This window comes from Pseudarthrobacter sp. As-47, assembly GCF_058215595.1.
The window spans coordinates 2,483,601-2,505,274 of sequence record NZ_CM177088.1 but is presented as its reverse complement, the minus strand read 5'-3'; the positions used below and the strand labels follow the sequence as shown (position 1 = coordinate 2,505,274).

Below are 21,674 nucleotides of genomic sequence, written 5' to 3'. Positions count from 1 at the left end.
CCATCCATTGCTCCGTACTTGCCGTTATCGACGTTCAAAACGGCAGGTACGGAGCACTCGATTCAGGACTCCCAGACGATCTCGTCGTCCACCACGCCGTCCTCGTCGGCTGATGCCACCAGGACCTCATCGGTGAAGTGCTCGCCCAGGGTGAAGTCCAGGACGAAGTAGCGCTCGGGCTGGCCAGGGTAGATGCCCACGTGGCCCAGCTTCAGGGCTTTGAGGAAGACTTCGTTGGTGAGCTGGCTGCGGTCGGTGACGCCGAAGACTTTTTGCAGGTGTTCGTCTTTGAGGGCATTGCAGTGGAAGTGCAGGTATTCCTGGGGGCTGGTGCCTTCCTGCTCCAGCTCCTCGGCGATCATGTCCCGGACCTCGTCCACGAGTTCGGGCAGGAACCGCAGGCGGTAGTCCACCTTCCGGAGCGCGGCTTCATCGAAGTGGTCGTGCGCCGTGATGTTGAGGTCGAGTTCCAGCGGATGCCCGCGAAGCTCGTGCTTCGCGGCCACTAAGTGATCCTTGCCGTGGTTGAGTTCGATCTCTCCAAAGTGCCGGCTCGCTACCTTGCTCATAGTTTCAACATAGACCTGAACAGCGGCGCATTCCAGCATTCAGGCCTAATTCACGGCCGTCCGCATTCCGGCGAGCGTCTCGGCCAGGAGGTCCACGAAGAGCTGGACCCGCGCAGTTTTCCTGTCATTGATGATGAGTGCAAAGACGTTCCTGGCCAGCCGGATCTCCGGAACGTCCAGCACCACAACGCCGGCCGGCTTGTTCCGCAGCGCGAGTTCCGGAACCAGGGCCGCCCCCAGTCCTGCGGCTGCCATCTCCAGGCTGGCGTGGAAATCGTCGCTGTGGGCCACCACGCGCGGGTGCAGGTTGCAGCCGGCGAAGAGCCGCTCAATCACCATGGCGTCGCTGGTTCCCGGATGGTGCATGATCCAGGGCATTTCGGAGAGGTGGTCGGCGGCGACCTTCGCGTCACTGCGGAAGCCCCAGCCGGCGGGCAGCACCACCCGGAAGTCGTCGTCGCCGATCCATTGCCGGTTGATGGTGTTGGGCCATGCGAAACCGGTCTGCCCCACCTGGAAAACCACGGCGAGGTCCAGTTCGCCGCCGGTGCGCAGCCCCTGGATGGTCTGCCCGGGTTCGGCGACGGACACTTTGAGGTCGATTCCCAGGTTCTTCCACGCCGGGTTCTTCAGGATGCGCGGCAGCACGTAGGTGGCCAGGCTGGGAAAGATCCCCAGCCGCAGTTCCTGGTTGGCCGCGTCCTGGGTTTTGGAGGCGGCCGCCATCAGCGCCTCGATGTCCGTCAGCACCTTGGCGGCGTGCCGGGTCATGACGACGGCGGCTTCCGTGGGCACCACGCTGCGGGCCGAGCGCTGGAAAAGGACGACGCCGATGTCGCGTTCCAGGGCGGTCATCTGCTGGGAGACGGCTGAGGCAGTGTAGCCCAGCGTGGCGGCCGCGGCCGCGAACGAGCCGAGCCGGGTGACCTCCAGGAGGGTCTTCAGGTGTACCGGGTTTACCACCTGCCCACAGTACTCCGCCGGCCCGCCCCGAAGAAGTTGCAGGGCGCGGCACCCATCCGTTGCCGCAACGGTGCCGAATTGCCCTCTAGCATTGGCAAATGTCCAGCAGAGGAGCATGCATTGTCACCTGACCCAGCAGTAACCGGAGGCGGGCCACGGCGGGTGGCCGTCATTGGCAGCGGCGTGGCCGGCCTGACCGCAGCCTACGTCCTTAACAGGCAGGACGACGTCACGCTGTTCGAAGCGGATTCCCGGCTGGGAGGGCACGCGCATACGCACGACATGCCGCAGGCGGACGGCTCCACCATCGGTGTGGATACCGGCTTCATCGTCCACAACACACGGACTTATCCCACGCTGCTGAGGCTGTTCGCGGAACTCGGGGTGGAGACGCAGGACTCCGAGATGAGCATGTCCATCCGGTGCGACGGCTGCGGGCTGGAGTACGCAGGCGCCCGCGAGGGCGGACGCGGAATCATTGCCCGGCCCTCCAGCCTGCTCCGTGGCCGCTACTTGCTGATGCTTCTGGAAGTCACCCGTTTTTACCGCAAGGCGCGGGCGCTGCTGGAGACGGCTCCGGTTTCCTCGGTCAACCCGGATCTCGAGGTTCCCGAGCCCACCCTCGGCGAGTTCCTGGAGCGCGAAAAGTTCAGCCCCTACTTCGTTTCGCACTTCATGACCCCGGTGGTCAGCGCCGTCTGGTCCTGCGACCCCACCACCGCGCTGGCCTATCCGGCGCGGTACCTCTTCACCTTCCTGGGCCATCACGGCCTGCTGGGCGTCAAGGGCTCCCCGCAATGGCGTACCGTCACCGGCGGTTCCGCCAGGTATGTCGAAAAACTGGCCGCCACGCTGACGGACGTCCGGCTCGACACCCCCGTGACCGCCATCCGGCGCACTCCCGACGGCGTGCAGATCACCACTGCACACGGGCAGGAAGACTTCGCCGCCGTCGTCATCGCCACCCACCCGGCCCAGGCGCTGGGGTTCCTCGCCGACGCCACCCCGGCCGAGAAGGAAGCGCTGGGCGGCATGCCCTACTCGGTCAACCACACCGTCTTCCACCAGGATCCCGCCGTCCTGCCCTCCGCGGAGAACGCCAGGGCGTCCTGGAATTACCGCCTGCCCTCCTGCGGGGCCCGGCCGGACAAGGTCCTTGTCAGCTACGACCTCACCCGGCTGCAGCGGCTCAGCCCGGCGGACGGCAAACCCTACCTGGTGAGCCTGGGGGAATCGGAGCTGATTGGGGATGACCGGGTCCTGGAGCGGATGGTGTACGAGCACCCGCAGTACACGCCCGAATCGCTGCGGGCCCAGCAGGCGATCGCCGGGCTCAGCGACACCAGGATCGCGTACGCCGGCGCCTACCTGGGCTGGGGATTCCACGAGGACGGCGCACTCTCCGGGGTGCGGGCGGCCGGGGCGCTGGGCCGCTCGTGGCCAGCCGCCCAGGCCGCTGACCGGGTTGATTCCCGGGACGGCGGGGAACGGGAGCTGCTTTCCGCGGCGAAACCGGCATGACCACGGCGGCAGCGATCTACCGCACCTCCATCTCGCATGTGCGGCGCACGCCACTGAAGAACGCCTTCACGTACCGCAGCTACTCCTGGTTCGTGGACGTGGATCATCTGCCCCGCCTCCCGTTCCTGCTCCGGCCGCTCGCCGTCTTCAGGTCCGGTGACCACTTGGGGGACCCCGGGGCCAGCATCCGGAGCAACGTGGAGCGGTTCCTGCGCACCCAGGGCCTGGAGCCCGACGGCGGGGCGATCCACATGCTGACCAGCGCCAGGGTCTTCGGTTACGTATTCAACCCCCTGACGCTGTTCTGGTGCTACCGGACCAGCGGAGAACTTGAGTGCGTGGTGGCAGAAGTCCACAACACCTACGGGGAGCGCCACTGCTACCTGTTGCGGACAGACCCAGCGGGGCGGGCTTCAGTGCCGAAGGCGTTCTACGTGTCGCCGTTCAACGATGTGGACGGGCAGTACCGCATGAAGCTGCCCGCGCCGGGGGAGAAGCTGGGGGTGTCCATCGTGCTGGAGCGCGAGGGCCACCGGCCCTTCGTGGCCTCGATGGACGGCACGCGCCGGCCCGCCACGGTCCGGAACATCCTGGCGGCGGCCGTTGCCGTGCCCGCCGCGCCACTGCTGGTTTCCGCACTCATCAGGGTGCAGGGCATTACACTCTGGGCAAGACGCCTGCCGGTCGTCGCCCGACCACACCACCCCTCACAGGAGGCAGTTCAATGACAATGACGGACGACAACCAGGCAACTGCATCCGCCGAAGGCAAGGCGCAGCGCAGGACTCTCGAGGATGCTGCCACGCCCTACGCCGCGGCCTGGACCGCAACGGGGGTGCCGGCCTCGCCTGCCACCATCGATCCGGACCTGTGGCCGGAAGTTGCGCAGCCGCCGTCGGGCGCCAAAGCCGCGGTGGCCGGCAAGGCCGCCGGCCTCCTCTTCAAGGGGGCGGTCAAGCGGCTGCCGCTGCGCGTGGAGTACCCCGACGGCACCGTGCTGGGCACGGGCGGCCCGGCCGCGCCGGTGATGACCATGGTGCGGCCGGAGGCGTTTGACGCCCGGATCGGCGACAACGGACTGATCGGGCTGGGCGAGTCCTTCATGGCGGGGGACTGGGAGGCCAGCGACCTCGCAGGAGTCCTGGAGGTCTTTGCCGCGTCGGTGGACACGCTCATTCCCACGCCGCTGCAGAAGCTGCGCGCGCTGTACCTGCCGCGCACGCCCCGGCAGGAACGGAACGCCGAGCAGAACACGCGCAGCAACATCTCGCGGCACTACGACCTGTCCAACGAGCTGTTCTCCAACTTCCTCGACTCCACCATGAGCTATTCGTCGGCCCTGTTTCCGCTGACGTCGGGGCCCCTGGCTTCTGTTGGCTGGGAGGCGCTGGCGGAAGCGCAGCAGGCGAAGATCGACAGGCTGCTGGACAAGGCCGGCGTCGGGGCAGGCACCAGGCTCCTGGAAATCGGCACCGGCTGGGGTGAGCTGGCACTGCGGGCAGCGGCCCGCGGCGCCACCGTGTACAGCGTCACCCTGTCCAGTGAACAGCAGGCCCTCGCGCAGGAACGCATTGCGGCTGCCGGCTACGCGGACAAGGTCACCGTGGCGCTGCAGGACTACCGGGCTGTTGAGGGCGAATACGACGCCGTCGTCTCGGTGGAGATGATCGAGGCCGTGGGGTACGAGTACTGGCCCATCTACTTCCAGACCATCGACCGGGTGCTGGCACCCGGCGGGAAGGTGGCCATCCAGGCGATCACCATGCCGCATGGCCGCATGCTCGCCACCCGGAACGCCTACACCTGGGTCCACAAGTACATTTTCCCCGGCGGCTTCCTTCCCTCTGTCCGCGCCATCGAGGGCGTCACCCAGCAGCACACCACCCTGCGGGTGCGCGAGAGGATGGGCATGGGGGACCACTACGCAGCCACCCTGCGGCTGTGGGAGGAACGGTTCCTTTCGCGCTCGCAGGAGGTAGCGGAGCTGGGCTTCGATTCGGTGTTCCAGCGGATGTGGCTGTTCTACCTGTGCTACTCGCGGGCAGGCTTCCAGTCCGGCTACCTGGACGTGCAGCAGGTTGTCCTGGACCGCCGCGAGGCGCAGCTCTAGCCGCTGCGGCCGGGCGGCTGCCGCCGCCGTGCGTTTCATCACCATGAGGGGTTCCGAAGGTCATGTCGGGGCCCCTTTTTGGTGCCCCCGTGCGGCTGCCCGGGGCTGCGCGACACGCCGTCTTTTCCCCGACACGCTGGGGGAAAATTGTGGCTAAGTACTCCACAGGGTGTGGACTCCCTCCCCAAAAACAGCGGGATTCCGGACATTTTGGGGGTACCGGCCTGTGGATTAAAAGTGCATTAAATGACATACTTGTAATACATCATCTTGGGGTTCCAAAGAGGCGTCTGCACTAGATGTAGTATCTAGGTACAGCTTGGGCGGGGACACCGGACCAGCAAGTTTTCCAGAAAAGGGGACAGGAACCATGACCGTAACGGTTTACACAAAGCCTGCTTGTGTTCAGTGCAACGCCACCTACCGGGCGCTCGACAAAAAGGGCATCACCTACCAGAGCGTTGACATCTCCCAGGACGCCGAGGCCCTCGAGCGCCTGAAGTCACTGGGCTACATGCAGGCACCCGTTGTGGTCACTGACCAGGACCACTGGTCAGGTTTCCGCCCAGACAAGATCGAGGAACTGGCTCTCTCCGCCGTTTCCTCTGTGGCATAGGGACCCTTTCCCTGCCGGCAATCAACAACCAGCCGAGGTGACTTCAACGGCAGCACCAGCAGTCCAGGATTTCCACGCGGCTCAGCGTGTGGATTCTTCCGGGCCGGTCCCGCCGGTAGTCACCGGCAGCCGGCTCATCTACTTTTCCTCGGCATCCGAGAACACCAGCCGCTTTGTCTCGAAGCTTGGCCGTGAGGTTGCCCGGATCCCGCTCTTAGCCAAGGAAGCACCCCTCCTCGCCACCCGGCCGTTCGTGCTGGTGGTGCCCACCTACGGTGGCACCGGGGGAGAGGGTTCCGTCCCCAAGCAGGTCATCCGGTTCCTAAACAACCCGCAGAACAGGGAACTCCTGCGCGGAGTCATAGGGGCCGGCAACACCAACTTCGGGGACAACTACTGCATGGCGGGGGACATCATCGCCGCCAAGTGCGGAGTGCCGCACCTCTACCGCTTCGAATTAATGGGCACGCCAGAAGACGTGGCCCGCGTAAACAATGGATTGGACACGTTTTGGACACGACTGTCGCAGACACAGAAGTAACCAGGGCCGAGAAGCCCGAGATGCCCGCAGCGTACAAGGGCCTGGGCTACCACGAGCTCAACGCGATGCTGAACCTGTACGGCCCCAACGGCGAGATCCAGTTCGAGGCCGACCGTGAGGCTGCGCACCAGTACTTCCTGCAGCACGTCAACAACAACACTGTGTTCTTCCACGACCTGGAAGAGAAGCTCGACTACCTGGTGAAGAACCAGTACTACGAGCGCGAAACGCTGGACCAGTACACGATGAACTTCATCCGTGAGCTGTTCAACCGCGCGTACAAGAAGAAGTTCCGCTTCGAGACCTTCCTGGGCGCGTTCAAGTTCTACACGTCCTACACGCTGAAGACGTTCGACGGCAAGCGTTTCCTGGAGCGCTACGAGGACCGCGTCTGCATGGTTGCCCTGCACCTGGCCCGCGGCAACGAGCAGCTTGCCCTGCAGATGGTGGACGAGATCATCGAGGGCCGCTTCCAGCCGGCCACTCCCACCTTCCTGAACGCCGGCAAGAAGCAGCGCGGCGAGCTGGTCTCCTGCTTCCTGCTCCGCATCGAAGACAACATGGAGTCGATCGGCCGCTCCATCAACTCCGCCCTGCAGCTCTCCAAGCGCGGCGGCGGCGTGGCTTTCGCGCTGACCAACATCCGCGAGGTGGGCGCGCCCATCAAGCAGATCGAGAACCAGTCCTCCGGCGTCATCCCCGTGATGAAGCTCCTCGAAGACAGCTTCTCCTACGCCAACCAGCTCGGTGCCCGCCAGGGTGCCGGCGCCGTGTACCTGCACGCCCACCACCCGGACATCTACCGGTTCCTGGATACCAAGCGCGAGAACGCTGACGAGAAGATCCGCATCAAGACCCTCTCGCTCGGCGTCGTCATCCCGGACATCACGTTCGAGCTGGCCAAGCGGGACGAGGACATGTACCTGTTCTCCCCGTACGACGTGGAACGCGTCTACGGCATGCCGTTCTCCGACGTCTCGGTCACCGAGAAGTACTACGAGATGGTGGACGACTCCCGGATCAAGAAGACCAAGATCAAGGCGCGCGAGTTCTTCCAGACACTCGCCGAGATCCAGTTCGAATCCGGCTACCCGTACATCATGTTCGAGGACACCGTGAACCGGGCCAACCCGATCGACGGCAAGATCATCATGTCCAACCTGTGCTCGGAGATTCTCCAGGTCTCCCAGCCCACAACGTACAACGATGACCTGTCCTACGACGAGACCGGCAAGGACATCTCCTGCAACCTGGGCTCGCTGAACATCGCCAAGACCATGGACTCGCCGGACTTCGGCCTGACCATCGAGACGGCCATCCGCTCGCTCTCGGCCGTGTCCGACATGTCCAACATCACCTCGGTGCCGTCCATCGCCAAGGGCAACGACCAGAGCCACGCCATCGGCCTGGGCCAGATGAACCTGCACGGCTACCTGGCGCGTGAGCGGGTCCACTACGGTTCCGAAGAGGGCCTGGACTTCACCAACATCTACTTCTATTCGGTGGTGTACCACGCCGTCCGCGCGTCCAACCTGCTGGCCATCGAAACCGGCCAGACCTTTGGCGGGTTCGAGAAGTCCAAGTACGCCTCCGGCGAGTTCTTCGACAAGTACACGGAGCAGGAATGGGTGCCGCAGACCGAGAAGGTTGCGGAACTGTTCAAGAACGTGCACATCCCCACGCAGGCTGACTGGCTGGCGCTGAAGACTTCCGTCATGGAGCACGGCATCTACAACCAGAACCTGCAGGCTGTCCCGCCCACCGGTTCGATCTCCTACATCAACAACTCCACCTCCTCGATCCACCCGGTGGCGTCCAAGATCGAGATCCGCAAGGAAGGCAAGCTGGGCCGCGTGTACTACCCGGCGCCGTACCTCACCAACGACAACCTGGAGTACTACCAGGATGCGTACGAGATCGGCTACGAGAAGGTCATCGACACCTACGCCGCTGCCACCCAGCACGTGGACCAGGGCCTGTCCCTGACGCTGTTCTTCAAGGACACGGCCACCACGCGCGACATCAACAAGGCCCAGATCTACGCCTGGAAGAAGGGCATCAAGACCATCTACTACATCCGTCTCCGCCAGCTCGCGCTGGAAGGGACCGAGGTTGAGGGTTGTGTTTCATGTGCGCTATGACAACTCAAATAGGTTGATCAATATTCACTAGGGGATGAATGATGGAAACGACGACGGCGACGGGCGGCCTGGTCTACGGCATCCGGCTTCGGCGGGAGGTCGAGTACCGCTATGTGGGTATCACCACCAAGACAGCCCGTCGTCGTTTCCATCAGCACCTCCGCGTAGCCGCGGAGGGGCGGAAAACGCCCTTCTACGATTGGCTGCGGAAGCATGATCGCTCCGAATTGATTGCAGATGAGCTGGATTGGATTGAAGGCCTACCCGAACTGGGCCAGGCCGAGATTGACTGGATCAGCTACCTGCGTCGCGAAGGCGACAGGCTCCTGAACCTTTCGGACGGCGGGCTTGGTCCGACAGGGGTTGTGTGGACGGACGAGATGCGGGAGGCTGCTCGCGTTCGTTCCACCGGCCGCAAGATACAGAGGGAGTCCGGGCCAGGCGCACCCTTCTACGGGAAGAACCACACTGCTGAGCAGCGGGAAAAGTGGTCACGAGAGCGCAAGGGTACCTACTCGGGGGCCGAGAACCCGAACTTCGGAAAGTTTGGTCCAGAGCATCCCGGTTTCGGGCATACGGTGAGCGAAGAGACGCGCAAGGCGCTTTCGGAGGCAAAGAAGGGCGCCGGCAATCCCAACTTCGGCAAGAAAGCCAGCGCTGAAACCCGTGCGAAAATGTCAGCAGTAAGGAAGGGCCGCCCAATGCCTTCCAGCCAGAGAAACGCCCACACGAGACATCACACGAACAAAGGCATCGAGAAAGCCGACTGCAAGTATTGCGTCGAGGACTCAGCCAAACCAAGTCTCTCTTCAGAAAGTGAGTCGGAGTCATGACCGAACAAGTAAAGCTTCTCAGCCATGTTGAGGCGATCAACTGGAACCGCATCCAGGACGAGAAGGACGTTGAGGTCTGGAACCGGCTGGTCAACAATTTCTGGCTGCCGGAGAAGGTGCCGCTGTCCAACGACGTCCAGTCCTGGAACACACTCACCCACGACGAGCAGCAACTCACCATGCGCGTCTTCACCGGCCTGACCCTGCTGGACACCATCCAGGGCACCGTCGGTGCCGTCTCCCTGATTCCGGATGCGCTGACCCCGCACGAAGAGGCTGTCTACACCAACATCGCCTTCATGGAATCGGTGCACGCCAAGAGCTACTCCTCCATCTTCTCCACCCTGGCCTCCACCAAGGAGATCGACGAGGCATTCCGCTGGTCCACCGAGAACGCGAACCTTCAGAAGAAGGCGCAGATCGTCATGGACTACTACCAGGGCGACGACCCCCTGAAGCGCAAGGTGGCCTCCACCCTGCTGGAGAGCTTCCTCTTCTACTCGGGCTTCTACCTGCCCATGTACTGGTCCTCACGCGCCAAGCTGACGAACACAGCTGACCTGATCCGCCTGATCATCCGCGACGAGGCCGTGCACGGCTACTACATCGGCTACAAGTTCCAGAAGGGCCTCGAAGGCCTGTCCGAGGAGCGCAAGCAGGAGATCAAGGACTACACCTTCGAACTGCTCTTCGAGCTGTACGAAAACGAAGTTCAGTACACGCATGACCTCTACGACTCCGTTGGCCTGGCTGAGGATGTCAAGAAGTTCCTGCACTACAACGCCAATAAGGCTCTGATGAACCTCGGCTACGAGGCCATGTTCCCGTCCTCAGTTACGGACGTGAATCCGGCCATCCTCTCAGCCTTGTCCCCGAATGCCGACGAGAACCACGACTTCTTCAGTGGCTCCGGCTCCTCCTACGTTATCGGCAAGGCCGTCAACACAGAGGACGAGGACTGGGACTTCTAGGTCTTTTCTTTCTACTTTGCTGGTTGTTGCTGCGGGCACTGGCTACGCAGCTGGCCCGGCAATACGTTCTAGTCCTAACAATGTTTTGCAACCACGACATCAAATCTGCAGAGATGCCATCTTTGACGGTTCATTGATGAACGGTCCCGCGCTCACCGAGTGCGGGGCCACGATCTCTTTCAGCAGTTAGTTCGTTCGAGAGCTATTGGCGTGTAATAGCGCGAATATGCTTCTCGATTGTGCGCTTGTCACCATCGGAGGGCAGTCGCATATGCTGGATCTTGTTGCGAATTGGAAGAACTTCCAACTTCGCCATGGTCCATTGTTTGGAGGTTAGACCTCCAACTCTAGAATTTTCGGAAACGTGTATAAGTAGATCAAGCAAGTCTGATAGGTCGATCCATCTCGCGGGATTTGGTAATGCGCCTAAGTCGGGAGAGGTTACACCATACTCCGCAGTGAAATTGCGCCGAATTTTCTCGGTGTGATCGCTAAGGAGCTCCAGGAGTGCTTCGGCCGATGGTGTGGATTCTGCCAGCAGCGCTCGGGCTGTTCGCTCAAACTTGAAAAGCGCCCCCGCAATTGAAGTCCATTGTGGAGGGGCATCAAGAAAGCTCCGCTCCGCAAGCTCGATGCAAGCCTTGACGGTTGTATCAGAAACGCCAGGGAGTAAGTCGAAACAGTCTGTCTGGAAGTCAACGCTGCCCAGCCCAGAGGCATAAAGCGTAGTTGCAACGCTCGCGGGGATTTCGTCATAGGGCGTTGTCCGGACCCCTCTCAGAAGAACGGCAGCCTCAAGCCAGGATATGCAGTCCGATCCGCACTGGATCATAGTTTCTGTGATGCGCTTCCTGAGGCGACCAAGAGCGTCCTTTGTGTTGGCTCTCGCCACGTCCGGGTACAGCTTCAGGATCTCTGATGCGGGCCCGGCCATGCCAGCCGACAGCGACACGAGTTTCTCTATGTCTTGGTCGGTGCCGTGGTGCCGGAGTTGCTCCGGCTTCCAGCGATCGCCCACATGCTGCACGCAGTCCGTGGCAAGGCTGGAACCATCGATGGCTGGGTAATGGTTTTGAGGAGAATTGCTGGCAACGATTAGGCGCGAGCCGCGCTTGAGGTGCTCAACCATAGCTGGCCGAAGTTGTCTCATCCAAGTCTTGCCATGGGTCAAACTGAGCAAGATATCAAAATTTAGAACGATTAGGATGTCTGCTTCGATTGATTCGATAGATCGAGTATCTAGGTCATGGCTGGGGAGAATTGGAAGCTTTGAGCAGTCGATGACTTTAATCTGATGATTTTTGATGTTCGAATGACCCAGATCCTGGACCAAATCTTCCGTTGAATTTAGCGGTGATGAATGCCAAAAAAGGTGTCTCTTCACTTCGACGGATTCGAGGAGCGGCCGATACCATGGAATATTCATTAGTTCTTGCTCCTAAACTTTGAACCGAGTTGCGTCCATGGGGCCAGAGCGATGTCCTTACCGTTGTCAATCAAAACGCCCAAGTTTATAAGATTCGCTATTTCATTCGAGAAGTCATCTTCCAGCTCGTTAAAATTTGGAAGTTCGAGACCCAACTCTAAGACCGAAAGCTCGTGTGGATAGAATCGATTGAGGCTGTCAATCATGCCATCCACGAGGCTGACGGCCGTCCTTCTCCATTGCCTGAAGGACTCCTGTACAAGTGAACCGTGAATTTCACGGCTGGCGATGTCGTTGGACAACTTGGCGGCGACGAAGCCAGCAAGCGACCTTGTGAGAAATACTTGTCCGCCTGTTCCTACATACACACGACTTAGTGCGTCGTGTGTCCACCGAGCGGCCATTCTCGAGCCCAAGGCCTGTATCATTCGGTCAGACTCAGTCCGAGAGATTTCAGCCAAGAAAGTTGGCTTGGCCCAAGCAAAGAGCGGGTTCTCTCGGCCGTATAGTGTGGGATACATAATCGGAGCCGTCGTTATGCCTGACAGTACTACGTTGAAGTTCCTGTTTTCCTGGACGAGAGCGCGAAGAGCGCCGAAGAATTCTGGAACTCCCGTTTGTATCTCGGAAGTTTGAGTCTCCGTACCCACCAGTGACTCCACCTCGTCCAAAGCTAATACGACTGACTTTGTCGGACCAACTCCACGTCTTAATGCCGCACCAATAGCTTGGCGGAGATCCCCAACACTGGAAAGGTTCGTTATCGATGCCAGCTCGTGCGTTCGCATCCCGTGCTTACCGAACGAGATTTTCAGCTGGTTTGCCACGTCGGAAATGAGTTGAGGAATCTTATGTTCAGTCGCGCTGGGTAGGACCTCGAGGTCTTGCAGAACATAGAGGCTATCTTGAGGGTCACCCAAGACGAATAACCTTCCCAACTCGCTTAAGAGGCTGGTTTTTCCCGTCTTCCTCAGCCCGAACACTCCACATACGCGGCCTGATCTGAGCTCCATAACGAGACTTCGGAGCGTTTCGTGTCGGCAAAAAAATTCATCACCTGATACAGGGGTAGTTCGGTCATACGGGTTATTTCGCGCGGATGCCGCTACAATGCGAGCTAGCAAATCCTTGGCGACTTCCTTTGGGCTTCCACCTGTACTGAGGGTAAGTACTGAATAGGTCTCTCTAAAGGTCCAGTCGTCCAGCTTTCGCTGCGCGTATAAGTCCTTCGTATGCAGCAAATAGATGGCGTCGTTTCGGGGCCTCTCGATTTCCCTTGATCTCATGGCCTCTATGGTTCGGCTCTGCAGCTCATGATAGTGAGTGAAAGCGATGTGTATTCCTGAATTCAACCCAAGCATGAGCTGAAGCGGCGCATTGAGCTCCATAACCGCATGCCAAACACCAGTCTGGTCGTCCTTCCTGGCATAAGAGTAATCACATCCGAGAACAGCCATTACAGAACGGTGAAAGCCAGCGGCAGGATAGTCTTTACACATCCTTTTCACATAGCGGAGAGTGTCCTCATTTCTAAGGACAAATGGTTCGGTACGAAGTCGGTCTATAAAATCTGCCATCAGCTCATCACCCGCTCCTTTTCGTCGTATCGCTAAACCGCAATCACAATCGATGTGCCTCAGCAAACCGCGGTGCCATGGACTCCATCTGCTCCATCACGAGCTTGATCGCCTCCGGCTGCTTGTCCGGCGGGTAGCCGAACCGCACCAGAAGCCGCTTGATGGAAGACCGAAGCTTAGCCCGGACGTCATCACGCACAGTCCAGTCAGTGCGGACATCCCGTCGCATCACGGAAACCAGTTCACGCGCGATATCAGCCAGGACGCCTTCGCCCTGGACCTCCACTGCCGACTCGTTCTGGGCCACGGCGTCGTAGAACGCCAATTCGTCGGAACTCAGCGGGGGAGTGAACTGCTCCCCGCGCTTCCCTTCCGCTGCAACCTCACGGGCCAGCTCCACTAGTTCGGCAATAACTTCGGCAGATGTCAGCTGCTGGTTCGTGTACTTTTTCATTAGCTCGGTGATCCGCTCAGAGAACGCCCGCTGACGGATCACGTTGTTCCGCGTGGAAGAAGCGGACTCGTCTGCAATAAGCTTCCGCAGCGCCTCGATGGCCAGCTGCGGGTTCCGCGCCTTCTGCGTCTTGGCGATGAACTCCGGCGTCAGATCGTCCAGGGACGGCTTGGGCATGCCGGCGGCTTCGTAGATGTCCAGCACCTCGCCCGACGACGTCGCGGAAGCGATCAGATTCCCCAGCAGCCGCTGGATCTCCTCCGGCACTGGCTCGCCTTTGGCCTGTCGGTCGTTGGCGTCCATTTTGGCCATGAAGACGCGGATCTCTTCGTATACGGCTATCTCCGGGCGTAGCGACTCCAGATCTGCAGTCGAAGAGCAAAGCGCCCACGCTCTGGCAAGCTGACTGGAGACTCGACGATATTGCGTGGCGAGGGATTCTTCGCCGTCGGCCGGACGGTTGCCTGGAGTATTCACATCGCGAAGGTAGTTCACCGAGCCCCAAGTCGCATTGAGAAACGCTTTCGGCCCCCCCTTATGCCACACCGCCTTCCAGTCATAACCGACCAATAGACCACGGCAAGCGTCCACGCGGTCCCGTACCAGTGCGACGGCTTCATCAATGTTCTTGCCCACGGGCTTGTTCGCCCGGTCCGACTGCGTGTACTCGCCCAACGCCTTTGCCAGGTTCTCCGCTAGCGGCGCGTATGCCACCAGCAACCCGTCTTCCTTGCCGCGGAATGTGCGGTTCACCCGCGCGAGAGTCTGCATCAGCAGCGCGCCCTTGAGCGGCCGGTCCAAGTACAGGGTGTGCAGCGGGGGAGAGTCGTAACCAGTAAGCATCATGTCCTTGACGATCACCAGCTCCAGCTCGTCGTCGACGTTCTTGAGCCGCTCCTTGACCTGAGCATTCAGCGAATCCCGGCGCACGTGATCGGACACCGGCGGCACATCGGTCGCGTCGCCGGAGTACACCACCTTAATTTTGCCCTTCGACAGGTCGTCTGAATGCCATCCGGGCCGCAGCTCCACAATCGCGGAGTACAGCTTCGCGCAGATCTCCCGCGTCCCGCCCACGATCATCGCCTTGCCCGGCGCTTCAATGAACTTGCCCATCCGCGTGCGCCGGTTTTCCCAGTGCGCCACCAAGTCTTCCGCAAGTGCAGCAATGCGCTGCGGCGCACCATAGACGGCGTTGACGACGGCGACACTCGCCTCGATGCGCGCCCGTTCCGTATCGTCGAGCCCGAGGGTTAGTTCATCGGCAGACTTGTCGAGGTCCTCTTCCGTGACGCCTTCGGAAAGCCCAACCTTGATCAGCCGCGGTTCGAAGTACACGGGCACGGTGGCGCCGTCTTCGACTGCCCGCGACAGGTCGTAGATGTCGATGTAGTCGCCGAAGACGTCCTGGGTGTTCCGGTCGTCGAACGAGATCGGCGTTCCGGTGAACGCGATGAGGGTGGCGTGGGGGAGTGCGTCGCGCAGGTGCCGGGCGTAGCCGTCCAGGTCGTCGTAGTGCGAGCGGTGTGCCTCGTCCACCACCACGATGATGTTGCGCCGGTCGGACAGCAGCGGGTGGTCGGCGCCGGCGTCCTTCTCGGATTTGCTGCGGCCGAACTTTTGCAGCGTGGTGAAGTAGATGCCGCCTGTGGTCCGGTTGCTCAGTTCGTCCCGCAGTTCGGAGCGTTTCCTGATCTGCTTCGGTTGCTCGGCAAGGAGCAGGCTCCGGTCGAAGCCCTCGAACAGCTGGCCGTCGAGCTCATTCCGGTCCGTGATGACCACGACGGTCGGGTTCTTCAGCTTGGGCGCACGCGCCACCATGTTCGCATATAGCTCCATTTCCATGGACTTGCCCGACCCCTGGGTGTGCCAGACAACGCCGGCCTTGCCGTTGCTCTCCACCGCCTGGATGGTGTTGGCCACGGCCTTGGTGACGGCGTAGTACTGGTGTGGCTTGGCGATGCGCTTGGCCAAACCGCCGGAGCCCTGGTCGAACGCCGTGAAGTTCCGGACGAGTTGCAGGAAGCGTTCCTGGTTGTAGAGGCCGTCCAGCGCTGTGTCGAGGGCGGTGACGGCATCGCCGTCGAGCATGTAGCCCTGGGGGACGGGGACGCCGTCGTCGTCTACATTCCACGGTGAGAAGTGGTTGAAGGGGGTGAACGGCGTTCCGTACTTGGCCTGGATTCCGTCGGTGGCCAGCGTGAAGACGCAGAAGCGGAACGCCATGGGGAATTCGCGGAGGTAGGTCTGGAGCTGGGCGTGGGCGCCGGGGAGGTCGGCGTGGGCGCTGCCAGCCTTCTTGAGTTCGATGATGCTGACGGGCATGCCGTTGCAGTAGAGCACGACGTCGAAGCGCCGTTTGTAGTCGCCCTGCACCAGGGTGACCTGATTGACGGCGAGCCAGTCATTCTGGTCCGGCGCCTGGCTGAGCAGTCGGATGGTCGGATTGGCTTCGTTGCCGTCGGAGTCGATGTAGGTCAGCCGATAACCGTCCACGAGGTAATTGTGGATGCGATGGTTCTCGGCCATCGCATCGTTCGACTTCGGCGATGCTATTTCAGCCAGGGCCTGCTGCAGGTACTGGGCGGGGACTGCCGGGTTGAGGCGCTGAAGGGCCGCGAGCAGGCGGGGCCGGATCAGCAGCTCGGACCAGGACTCGCGTTCCCCGGTGCCAGGAGCAATGGCCTGACCCTCCATGGGCTTCCAGTCCAACTCCCCAAGCCGCTCCTTCGCGGCACCCTCCCAATCGGCTTCTGAGAAGGCTACTGCTGGTGCTGTCACGGTGATTTCCCCCAAATCGATTTGATGTTCAGCATACTTAGGCTTCGGGGACTATCCCCGGTGCCCGCCAAAAGCGTGCCGGGCGCCTATACTCCCGCATTCTCTAAGACCTTCTCTGCATCCTTGACCCGGAGCTTGCCGGACATGAGCTGGGGGAGGAGCGCGTCGCGGAGAGTCGCAAGCGTTCGGTTCTCTATTGCAACGGCTACGCGATGAGAGTAGAGGCCCTCAACAGAATCTTCGAATGCCTGCAGATTCGCAACGCTAGGGAGAAGGACGACCGTTTCCTCGAGGTCCTTCTTGTTCAGGTGAATGACTGTGGTTGCTGTCTTGTAACCTTCAATCCGGCTAAGCGGCTCTTTCAAAGTCTCACGGACAAAAGCGGGACCAGTTGCCCTACCTCGGGCGCGGCAGACTCGCTGGTTTAGAAGCCCAGGCTCGCCGAGCCATGCTGTCGGCCTGAACTCAGCATCCATCCCGATGACTACATCGCCAGGCAGTACGACAACTTCCCTAGTGCGAATTTCTGTCGTCCAGACTTGGCTGCTAAACGTCTTCAAGTCCCGTATCCGGATTAGGGGGCGGCCCGTGCCAGGTTCAGAAAAGTTGGCGCCTGTGAACGGTTCTCCAAAATCGATATCAATAACCTTGAAAAGTGGCATAGGTTCGGTGCCCTCAGACTCAACTGCCTTACGGAAATGGATCGCTATTAGTTCATCCGATATAGCTGCGAGTTTCGTGTTTGCGGCGATCTTGTCGTCGAGGGCGCCGAGCACCTCACCTATCGCCCGCTGTTCCCACAATGGTGGAATGGCCACCTCATGGCGCTTCACGATGTCAGTCTTGAGGTTGGTGAAGATCGATCCGTTCCCTTGCCCGGCCAGATCCTTGCGATCATTCAAAAAGGCGTAATACAAAAACATTGGATCGATGTTTCGTAGGTCCCGGAGGAGCAGCCAGCCGTCGTGAATGCATGCCTCTATTCCAAGAAACTTCGGAATTCCCGGGGTTGCGCTATTGGAAAGGATCAGGTCCCCTGGGTGAACGACGACGCTTCTGCTGCGGCCCTCATTACGAATGAATTCTTTTGTTTTGGTGACGTACTTCGATGGATCCGACGTAGCGTCGGCGATTTTGACCCAGGGGGTACCAGACGGCGCAATCCACTCGTGTATCGGACGGGGCGACGCACCTCGGGTCACGCGGCATAGCTCATCAACTCGCTTTCGCTCCCATCCTTCTGGCAGGTTAGACATCCAGCACCGCCAGCTGCTCGCGCACAACGGTTGCCAGCCGCTCGGACTCTTCGAACTGTTCGAACAGCTCCTTCGACAACCTGGTGATCTTCTCTTCTACAGGCTCGCCGTCGTCCTCAACGTCAGCCGCCCCGACATACCGCCCCGGCGTCAGCGCGTAATCCGCTGCCTTAACCTCCGCAAGGCTTGCTGAATAGCAGAAGCCCGCTTCGTCGTCGTACGTCAGCCCCGCCTCTACTGCCGATGCCGTCCCGCGCCATGCGTGGTAGGTGTTGGCGATCTTGGCGATGTCCTCGTCGGACAGTGCGCGCTCGGCGCGGTCCACCATGTAGCCCAGGTTCCGGGCGTCGATGAAGAGAACCTGCCCGGTCCGGTCCACCGAACCTCGCGGCCCGGCGGTCTTGTCCTTCGCGAAGAACCAGGTGCATACCGGGATGCCGGTGCTGCGGAAGAGCTGGGTGGGCAGCGCCACCATGCAGGAGACTAGGTCCGCTTCCACCAGCTGCGCGCGGATCTCGCCCTCGCCGCCGGAGTTCGACGACATGGAACCGTTGGCCATGACTACGCCCGCGCTGCCCCCGGGTGCCAGCTTCGAAATGATGTGCTGGATCCAGGCGTAATTCGCGTTGCCGGCCGGTGGGACCCCGTACTTCCAGCGCGGGTCGGACTCGGAGCGGGCCCAGTCCTTGATGTTGAACGGCGGGTTGGCCATGATGAAGTCCGCGCCATTGGCACCGCTCAGCTCGGGGTGCTGGTCGCGGGCGAAGGTGTCGCCCCAGCGGGAGGCCAGGTTGGCGTTGAGGCCGTGGATGGCCAGGTTCATCTTCGCCATCCGCCAGGTGCGCTCATTGAGCTCCTGGCCGTAGACGGAGATGTCAGAGCCCTCCAGGTGATGCGCGGCCAGGAACTTCTCCGCCTGCACAAACATGCCGCCCGAACCGCAGCACGGATCATACACCCGCCCGCGGTGTGGTTCCAGCACCTCCACCAGCACCCGGACCACGCCGGCCGGGGTGTAGAACTCGCCGCCGCGCTTGCCCTCGGCCTTCGCGAACTTCTCCAGGAAGTACTCATACACCTCGCCGAGCAGGTCGCGCGCCTTGCTGGCACCCTGGCCCGTGAACCGGGCGGAGTTGAAGAGGTCCAGCAGCTCACCCAGGCGGCGCTGGTCCACGTTGTCGCGGTTGTAGATCTTGGGGAGTGTGGCGGCCAGTGACTTGTTGTCGGCCATGATGAGCTCCATCGCCTCATCAATCAGCAGCCCGATGGACTTGGGCGCCGCACCGTCCACCGAGTCCAGGCCCTTAGCGTGCTCCGCCAGGTACGTCCACCGCGCCCGCGGCGAAACCCAAAACACGCCCCGGCCGGTGTACTCGTCCACGTCGTCGATCAGCTGGGCGATCTGCTCCTCGTTGAGCCCCTCCGCCTCCAGCTCAGCCTGGATCTGCCCGCGCCGCTCCTCGAACGCGTCCGACACATACTTCAGAAACACCAGCCCCAGTATCACGTCCTTGTACTGCGAGGCATCCATCGAACCGCGGAGCTTGTCCGCCGCCTTCCAAAGCGTGTCCTTAAGTTCCTTCATGGTGGACGGGGCGAGGTCCGCCTTCACTTTCGGGGGCATTATGCAGTTCCTTCTTCTGGTCCGGCGTGGGTACTAGGGTCTGTCAGGGTGAGGCTTCCGCCCGCTACGCCGTCCGTAATCAGGGTAGCGAGTTCTTCCAGCTGTTTGAGGCGTTGCCGTGCTGCCGCCTGCTCGTGTTGCAGGGCTTCCAGGGCGTTCATTAACGGTTGGCGCTGGGCCTCCGCTGTGCGGCGCAACCGCCAGTTCCGCCAGGTCTTGTCCGCCTGGTTGAGGCTGTTGACGTCGGCTGCAGCGACGGCGGGCACCAGACCTCCAGGGTCGCCCTGATCGATCCTCAGGATCCGCGCAGGAAAGACGACGACGGAGCCGCCCTCCGCGTCGACCACGGCGGCGGGCCGCGGGCTGGTACAGAAGACCACGTCACCGGGCTCGGTGAGGCGTCCTGCCGGGTATTTGGCGGCGAAGTCGAGAAGGGTGATGAAGCGGGGCTGGGCATTGTGCGGATCCAGCAGTTCCTCGCGGCCCAGGATCCTGCTCCCGGCCAGGCCGTTGAGGTCGGTCTCCTCAAGGCGGACACCCTTCACATACCTGAGGTTGCCGGTATTCATAAGCTCCTGGACCGTTGCGGGCTGGATTGGGGCGCCGGCCGCCGCGGGCTGGACCGCCGGGAGTGCAGGCGGCTCGGCCGCCCCGGCGGAAAGGACCCGGACGAGTTCCTCGATCCGCAGCGCTGTCTCGATGCCGCGCGCCGCCGTCGTACTTTTGGCCGGGGGGACGCCGACAAGCGATCCGTGGCTGGCCAGCAGTATGCGCGTCTGCACCAGCCGGGCGAACCGGAAGGAGTGCGCTCGGATGGTGGCGCGGCTGCCCATGGAAGCGACGGCGTCGCTGATCAGGTCCTGGCTCACATCGAGGGTGAGCGGGCTGGTGCTCAGGTCCGCCACCATGGTCCAGCGGTCGGCGATGGGCACTTCCGCGAAGGACGGACCCAGCACCCACAAAGCTTGCGGTTCCCGCGGCTTGGCGCGAAGAAGACCCGGCTGGAGCCGGACGATTGCACGCACCCGGCCGGAGCGCAGGAGCCCCGCGCGCAGGTTCCCGTCCTCGCCCGGCAAGGCGTCGCACAGCACTCGGGCAGGCGCAATGACCACTGCCCGCTGGGAGTCGTCCATCTGCAGGACGATGTTCTCGATGCCCAGCAGGATGCCGGTGGTCTCCAGTGCAGGATCGCCGGGAGCCGGATACTGGGCCACATGCACGGCGGGACCACTGACGGTGAAGGCGCCTTTGGCGTCAATCTTGACCGGGGCGCTGTCCGCGCCGTGCACTGCCAGGCGGCGGCGGGCAAACCGTGAGGCGCCGCCGTCGTGGTCTGCTGCCAGGAAAGTGACGGGCCCTGATTCGCCGGACTGCTGCACGATGCTGAGCATCACGTCGCTGCCGCCCGGCGTGGAGTCTACGAACAGTGGCTTCCGGTCCAGGGTTGCGCCGAGCTCCAGGGCTGTGGTGCTGACAAGCTTGAGCGCAGCGTCCGTCAGTGCAGTGTCCGATTGCTCCCGCAGCCCTGCCTTGAAGCGGTGGGCGAGCAGTTTCTCGAACGCTGCCGGCGCGCTGAACGCACTGTCTGCAAGCCGGTCGGCGAAGTTCGACAGGCCCGGCAGTGCAGAACCCAGGGCCTCCAGCTCGGAGTAGAGGAAGACGTCGTCCGGGTCAGCCTCATCGGCGGAGTCCAGCAGCTCGGCGGTGCTGGTTCGGCTGAGGACCTGCCCGGTGATGACCTTTAGGGCGAGGAGCGAGGTGAGGCCATCGAAGGTCTGCCGACTGTCCCGGGGCGCTCCAGCTGCCGGGGTGGCCAGCCTCGCGAACACGGCGGCGTCGTTCGTAGCTTCCGCGTTGTTCCCGCGCCCGGTGGCCTGGAGCCAGGCGGTGACCTCGTCGGCGTCGAACAGCTCGATTCCGTTGGCGGTGGCGGCGGCCGCAGGGAACGGCAGCGGTCCTCCGCTGCTTCGCCTGCGCCACATGGAGACCACCGGCCGCTGGACCTGCGCAAGGGAGGCTACATCGGAGAGGCTCATGTGCAGTGAGCCGGTAGCTGTGTCCATGGCTGCCCCCGTCAGTCGGAATCGTCCCATCAGCCTAGCGGGGTGCTGTGACACTGACTTCTGCGCACTGATAACCCGGGTTATCAGTTGTTTGTTGCGGATGTGCCGCCGCCCGCTCGTAAGTTCGTCCTGCAGCCAAGAAGGAATCTTCCGGAGCTGCGGCGGCGGCGGGAAACCGTGCATTGGGGGATCAGTATCCCGCCGCCGTTCAGCGGTTATCCACGAACA

At 61.9% G+C, this 21,674-nt stretch carries 16 protein-coding genes; 8 read left to right on the top strand and 8 right to left on the bottom strand.

Annotation, left to right across the window (positions count from 1 at the left end):
• Window positions 1–62: 62 nt before the first annotated feature.
• The gene (locus AC4BCK_RS11575; protein WP_104186131.1) at window positions 63–569 is read right to left on the bottom strand and encodes a DUF2004 domain-containing protein; all 507 of its coding nucleotides are present in this window, start codon (window positions 567–569) and stop codon (window positions 63–65) included.
• A gap of 45 nt (window positions 570–614) precedes the next feature.
• The gene (locus AC4BCK_RS11570) at window positions 615–1,532 is read right to left on the bottom strand and encodes a LysR family transcriptional regulator (protein ID WP_400591395.1); all 918 of its coding nucleotides are present in this window, start codon (window positions 1,530–1,532) and stop codon (window positions 615–617) included.
• A gap of 120 nt (window positions 1,533–1,652) precedes the next feature.
• Here AC4BCK_RS11570 and AC4BCK_RS11565 point away from each other — a divergent pair, with 120 nt between their 5' ends.
• The 8 genes from AC4BCK_RS11565 to nrdF all read left to right on the top strand — a co-directional run bounded on the left by AC4BCK_RS11565 (window position 1,653) and on the right by nrdF (window position 10,265).
• Window positions 1,653–3,053, top strand: a complete 1,401-nt coding sequence (locus AC4BCK_RS11565) for an NAD(P)/FAD-dependent oxidoreductase (RefSeq protein WP_490565966.1) — start codon at window positions 1,653–1,655, stop codon at window positions 3,051–3,053.
• Window positions 3,050–3,781, top strand: a complete 732-nt coding sequence (locus AC4BCK_RS11560; RefSeq protein WP_310112560.1) for a DUF1365 domain-containing protein — start codon at window positions 3,050–3,052, stop codon at window positions 3,779–3,781. Before AC4BCK_RS11565 ends, AC4BCK_RS11560 begins: the two co-directional genes overlap by 4 nt.
• On the top strand, window positions 3,778–5,163 hold the full coding sequence (locus AC4BCK_RS11555; RefSeq protein ID WP_490565965.1) for a class I SAM-dependent methyltransferase: 1,386 nt from the start codon (window positions 3,778–3,780) through the stop codon (window positions 5,161–5,163). The genes AC4BCK_RS11560 and AC4BCK_RS11555 overlap by 4 nt, the downstream gene beginning before the upstream one ends.
• 370 nt (window positions 5,164–5,533) lie before the next feature.
• Window positions 5,534–5,779 carry a glutaredoxin-like protein NrdH gene (gene nrdH, locus AC4BCK_RS11550; protein WP_066276552.1) on the top strand — a complete coding sequence of 82 codons (246 nt, stop codon included), beginning with the start codon at window positions 5,534–5,536 and terminating at the stop codon, window positions 5,777–5,779.
• Between the two features lie 88 nt (window positions 5,780–5,867).
• Entirely contained in the window at window positions 5,868–6,320 is a 453-nt protein-coding gene (gene nrdI, locus AC4BCK_RS11545; RefSeq protein WP_174180307.1) for a class Ib ribonucleoside-diphosphate reductase assembly flavoprotein NrdI, read from the top strand.
• A gap of 20 nt (window positions 6,321–6,340) precedes the next feature.
• Window positions 6,341–8,461: a class 1b ribonucleoside-diphosphate reductase subunit alpha gene (gene nrdE / locus AC4BCK_RS11540; protein WP_490565964.1), complete on the top strand. Its 2,121-nt coding sequence runs from the start codon at window positions 6,341–6,343 to the stop codon at window positions 8,459–8,461.
• A gap of 38 nt (window positions 8,462–8,499) precedes the next feature.
• Entirely contained in the window at window positions 8,500–9,294 is a 795-nt protein-coding gene (locus AC4BCK_RS11535) for an NUMOD3 domain-containing DNA-binding protein (RefSeq protein ID WP_490565963.1), read from the top strand.
• Window positions 9,291–10,265, top strand: coding sequence for a class 1b ribonucleoside-diphosphate reductase subunit beta (gene nrdF, locus AC4BCK_RS11530; RefSeq protein WP_490565962.1), 975 nt, complete (start codon window positions 9,291–9,293; stop codon window positions 10,263–10,265). Before AC4BCK_RS11535 ends, nrdF begins: the two co-directional genes overlap by 4 nt.
• A 202-nt stretch (window positions 10,266–10,467) precedes the next feature.
• On the opposite strand, the gene AC4BCK_RS11525 is transcribed toward nrdF, so the two are convergent.
• From AC4BCK_RS11525 to AC4BCK_RS11500, 6 genes are all read right to left on the bottom strand, one after another.
• Window positions 10,468–11,691, bottom strand: a complete 1,224-nt coding sequence (locus AC4BCK_RS11525) for a hypothetical protein (RefSeq protein WP_490565961.1) — start codon at window positions 11,689–11,691, stop codon at window positions 10,468–10,470.
• Window positions 11,691–13,148: an ATP-binding protein gene (locus AC4BCK_RS11520; protein WP_490565960.1), complete on the bottom strand. Its 1,458-nt coding sequence runs from the start codon at window positions 13,146–13,148 to the stop codon at window positions 11,691–11,693. Before AC4BCK_RS11520 ends, AC4BCK_RS11525 begins: the two co-directional genes overlap by 1 nt.
• A gap of 163 nt (window positions 13,149–13,311) precedes the next feature.
• Window positions 13,312–16,503, bottom strand: coding sequence for a type I restriction endonuclease subunit R (locus AC4BCK_RS11515; protein ID WP_490565959.1), 3,192 nt, complete (start codon window positions 16,501–16,503; stop codon window positions 13,312–13,314).
• Between the two features lie 86 nt (window positions 16,504–16,589).
• Window positions 16,590–17,705, bottom strand: coding sequence for a restriction endonuclease subunit S (locus AC4BCK_RS11510; protein WP_490565958.1), 1,116 nt, complete (start codon window positions 17,703–17,705; stop codon window positions 16,590–16,592).
• Between the two features lie 46 nt (window positions 17,706–17,751).
• Window positions 17,752–19,383 (bottom strand): class I SAM-dependent DNA methyltransferase, encoded by a 1,632-nt coding sequence (locus AC4BCK_RS11505; protein WP_490565957.1) that lies wholly within the window; start codon window positions 19,381–19,383, stop codon window positions 17,752–17,754.
• Window positions 19,383–21,446 carry a hypothetical protein gene (locus AC4BCK_RS11500; protein WP_490565956.1) on the bottom strand — a complete coding sequence of 688 codons (2,064 nt, stop codon included), beginning with the start codon at window positions 21,444–21,446 and terminating at the stop codon, window positions 19,383–19,385. Before AC4BCK_RS11500 ends, AC4BCK_RS11505 begins: the two co-directional genes overlap by 1 nt.
• Window positions 21,447–21,674 lie beyond the last annotated feature (228 nt).

Coding starts and splice junctions, on each gene's coding strand:
- AC4BCK_RS11535 (WP_490565963.1), top strand. CDS start 8,500: ATGATGGAAACGACGACGGCGACGGGCGGCCTGGTCTACGGCATCCGG.
- AC4BCK_RS11520 (WP_490565960.1), bottom strand. CDS start 13,148: ATGGCTGTTCTCGGATGTGATTACTCTTATGCCAGGAAGGACGACCAG.
- AC4BCK_RS11560 (WP_310112560.1), top strand. CDS start 3,050: ATGACCACGGCGGCAGCGATCTACCGCACCTCCATCTCGCATGTGCGG.
- AC4BCK_RS11505 (WP_490565957.1), bottom strand. CDS start 19,383: ATGCCCCCGAAAGTGAAGGCGGACCTCGCCCCGTCCACCATGAAGGAA.
- AC4BCK_RS11555 (WP_490565965.1), top strand. CDS start 3,778: ATGACAATGACGGACGACAACCAGGCAACTGCATCCGCCGAAGGCAAG.
- AC4BCK_RS11575 (WP_104186131.1), bottom strand. CDS start 569: ATGAGCAAGGTAGCGAGCCGGCACTTTGGAGAGATCGAACTCAACCAC.
- nrdF (WP_490565962.1), top strand. CDS start 9,291: ATGACCGAACAAGTAAAGCTTCTCAGCCATGTTGAGGCGATCAACTGG.
- nrdH (WP_066276552.1), top strand. CDS start 5,534: ATGACCGTAACGGTTTACACAAAGCCTGCTTGTGTTCAGTGCAACGCC.
- AC4BCK_RS11525 (WP_490565961.1), bottom strand. CDS start 11,691: ATGAATATTCCATGGTATCGGCCGCTCCTCGAATCCGTCGAAGTGAAG.
- nrdE (WP_490565964.1), top strand. CDS start 6,341: ATGCCCGCAGCGTACAAGGGCCTGGGCTACCACGAGCTCAACGCGATG.
- AC4BCK_RS11500 (WP_490565956.1), bottom strand. CDS start 21,446: ATGGACACAGCTACCGGCTCACTGCACATGAGCCTCTCCGATGTAGCC.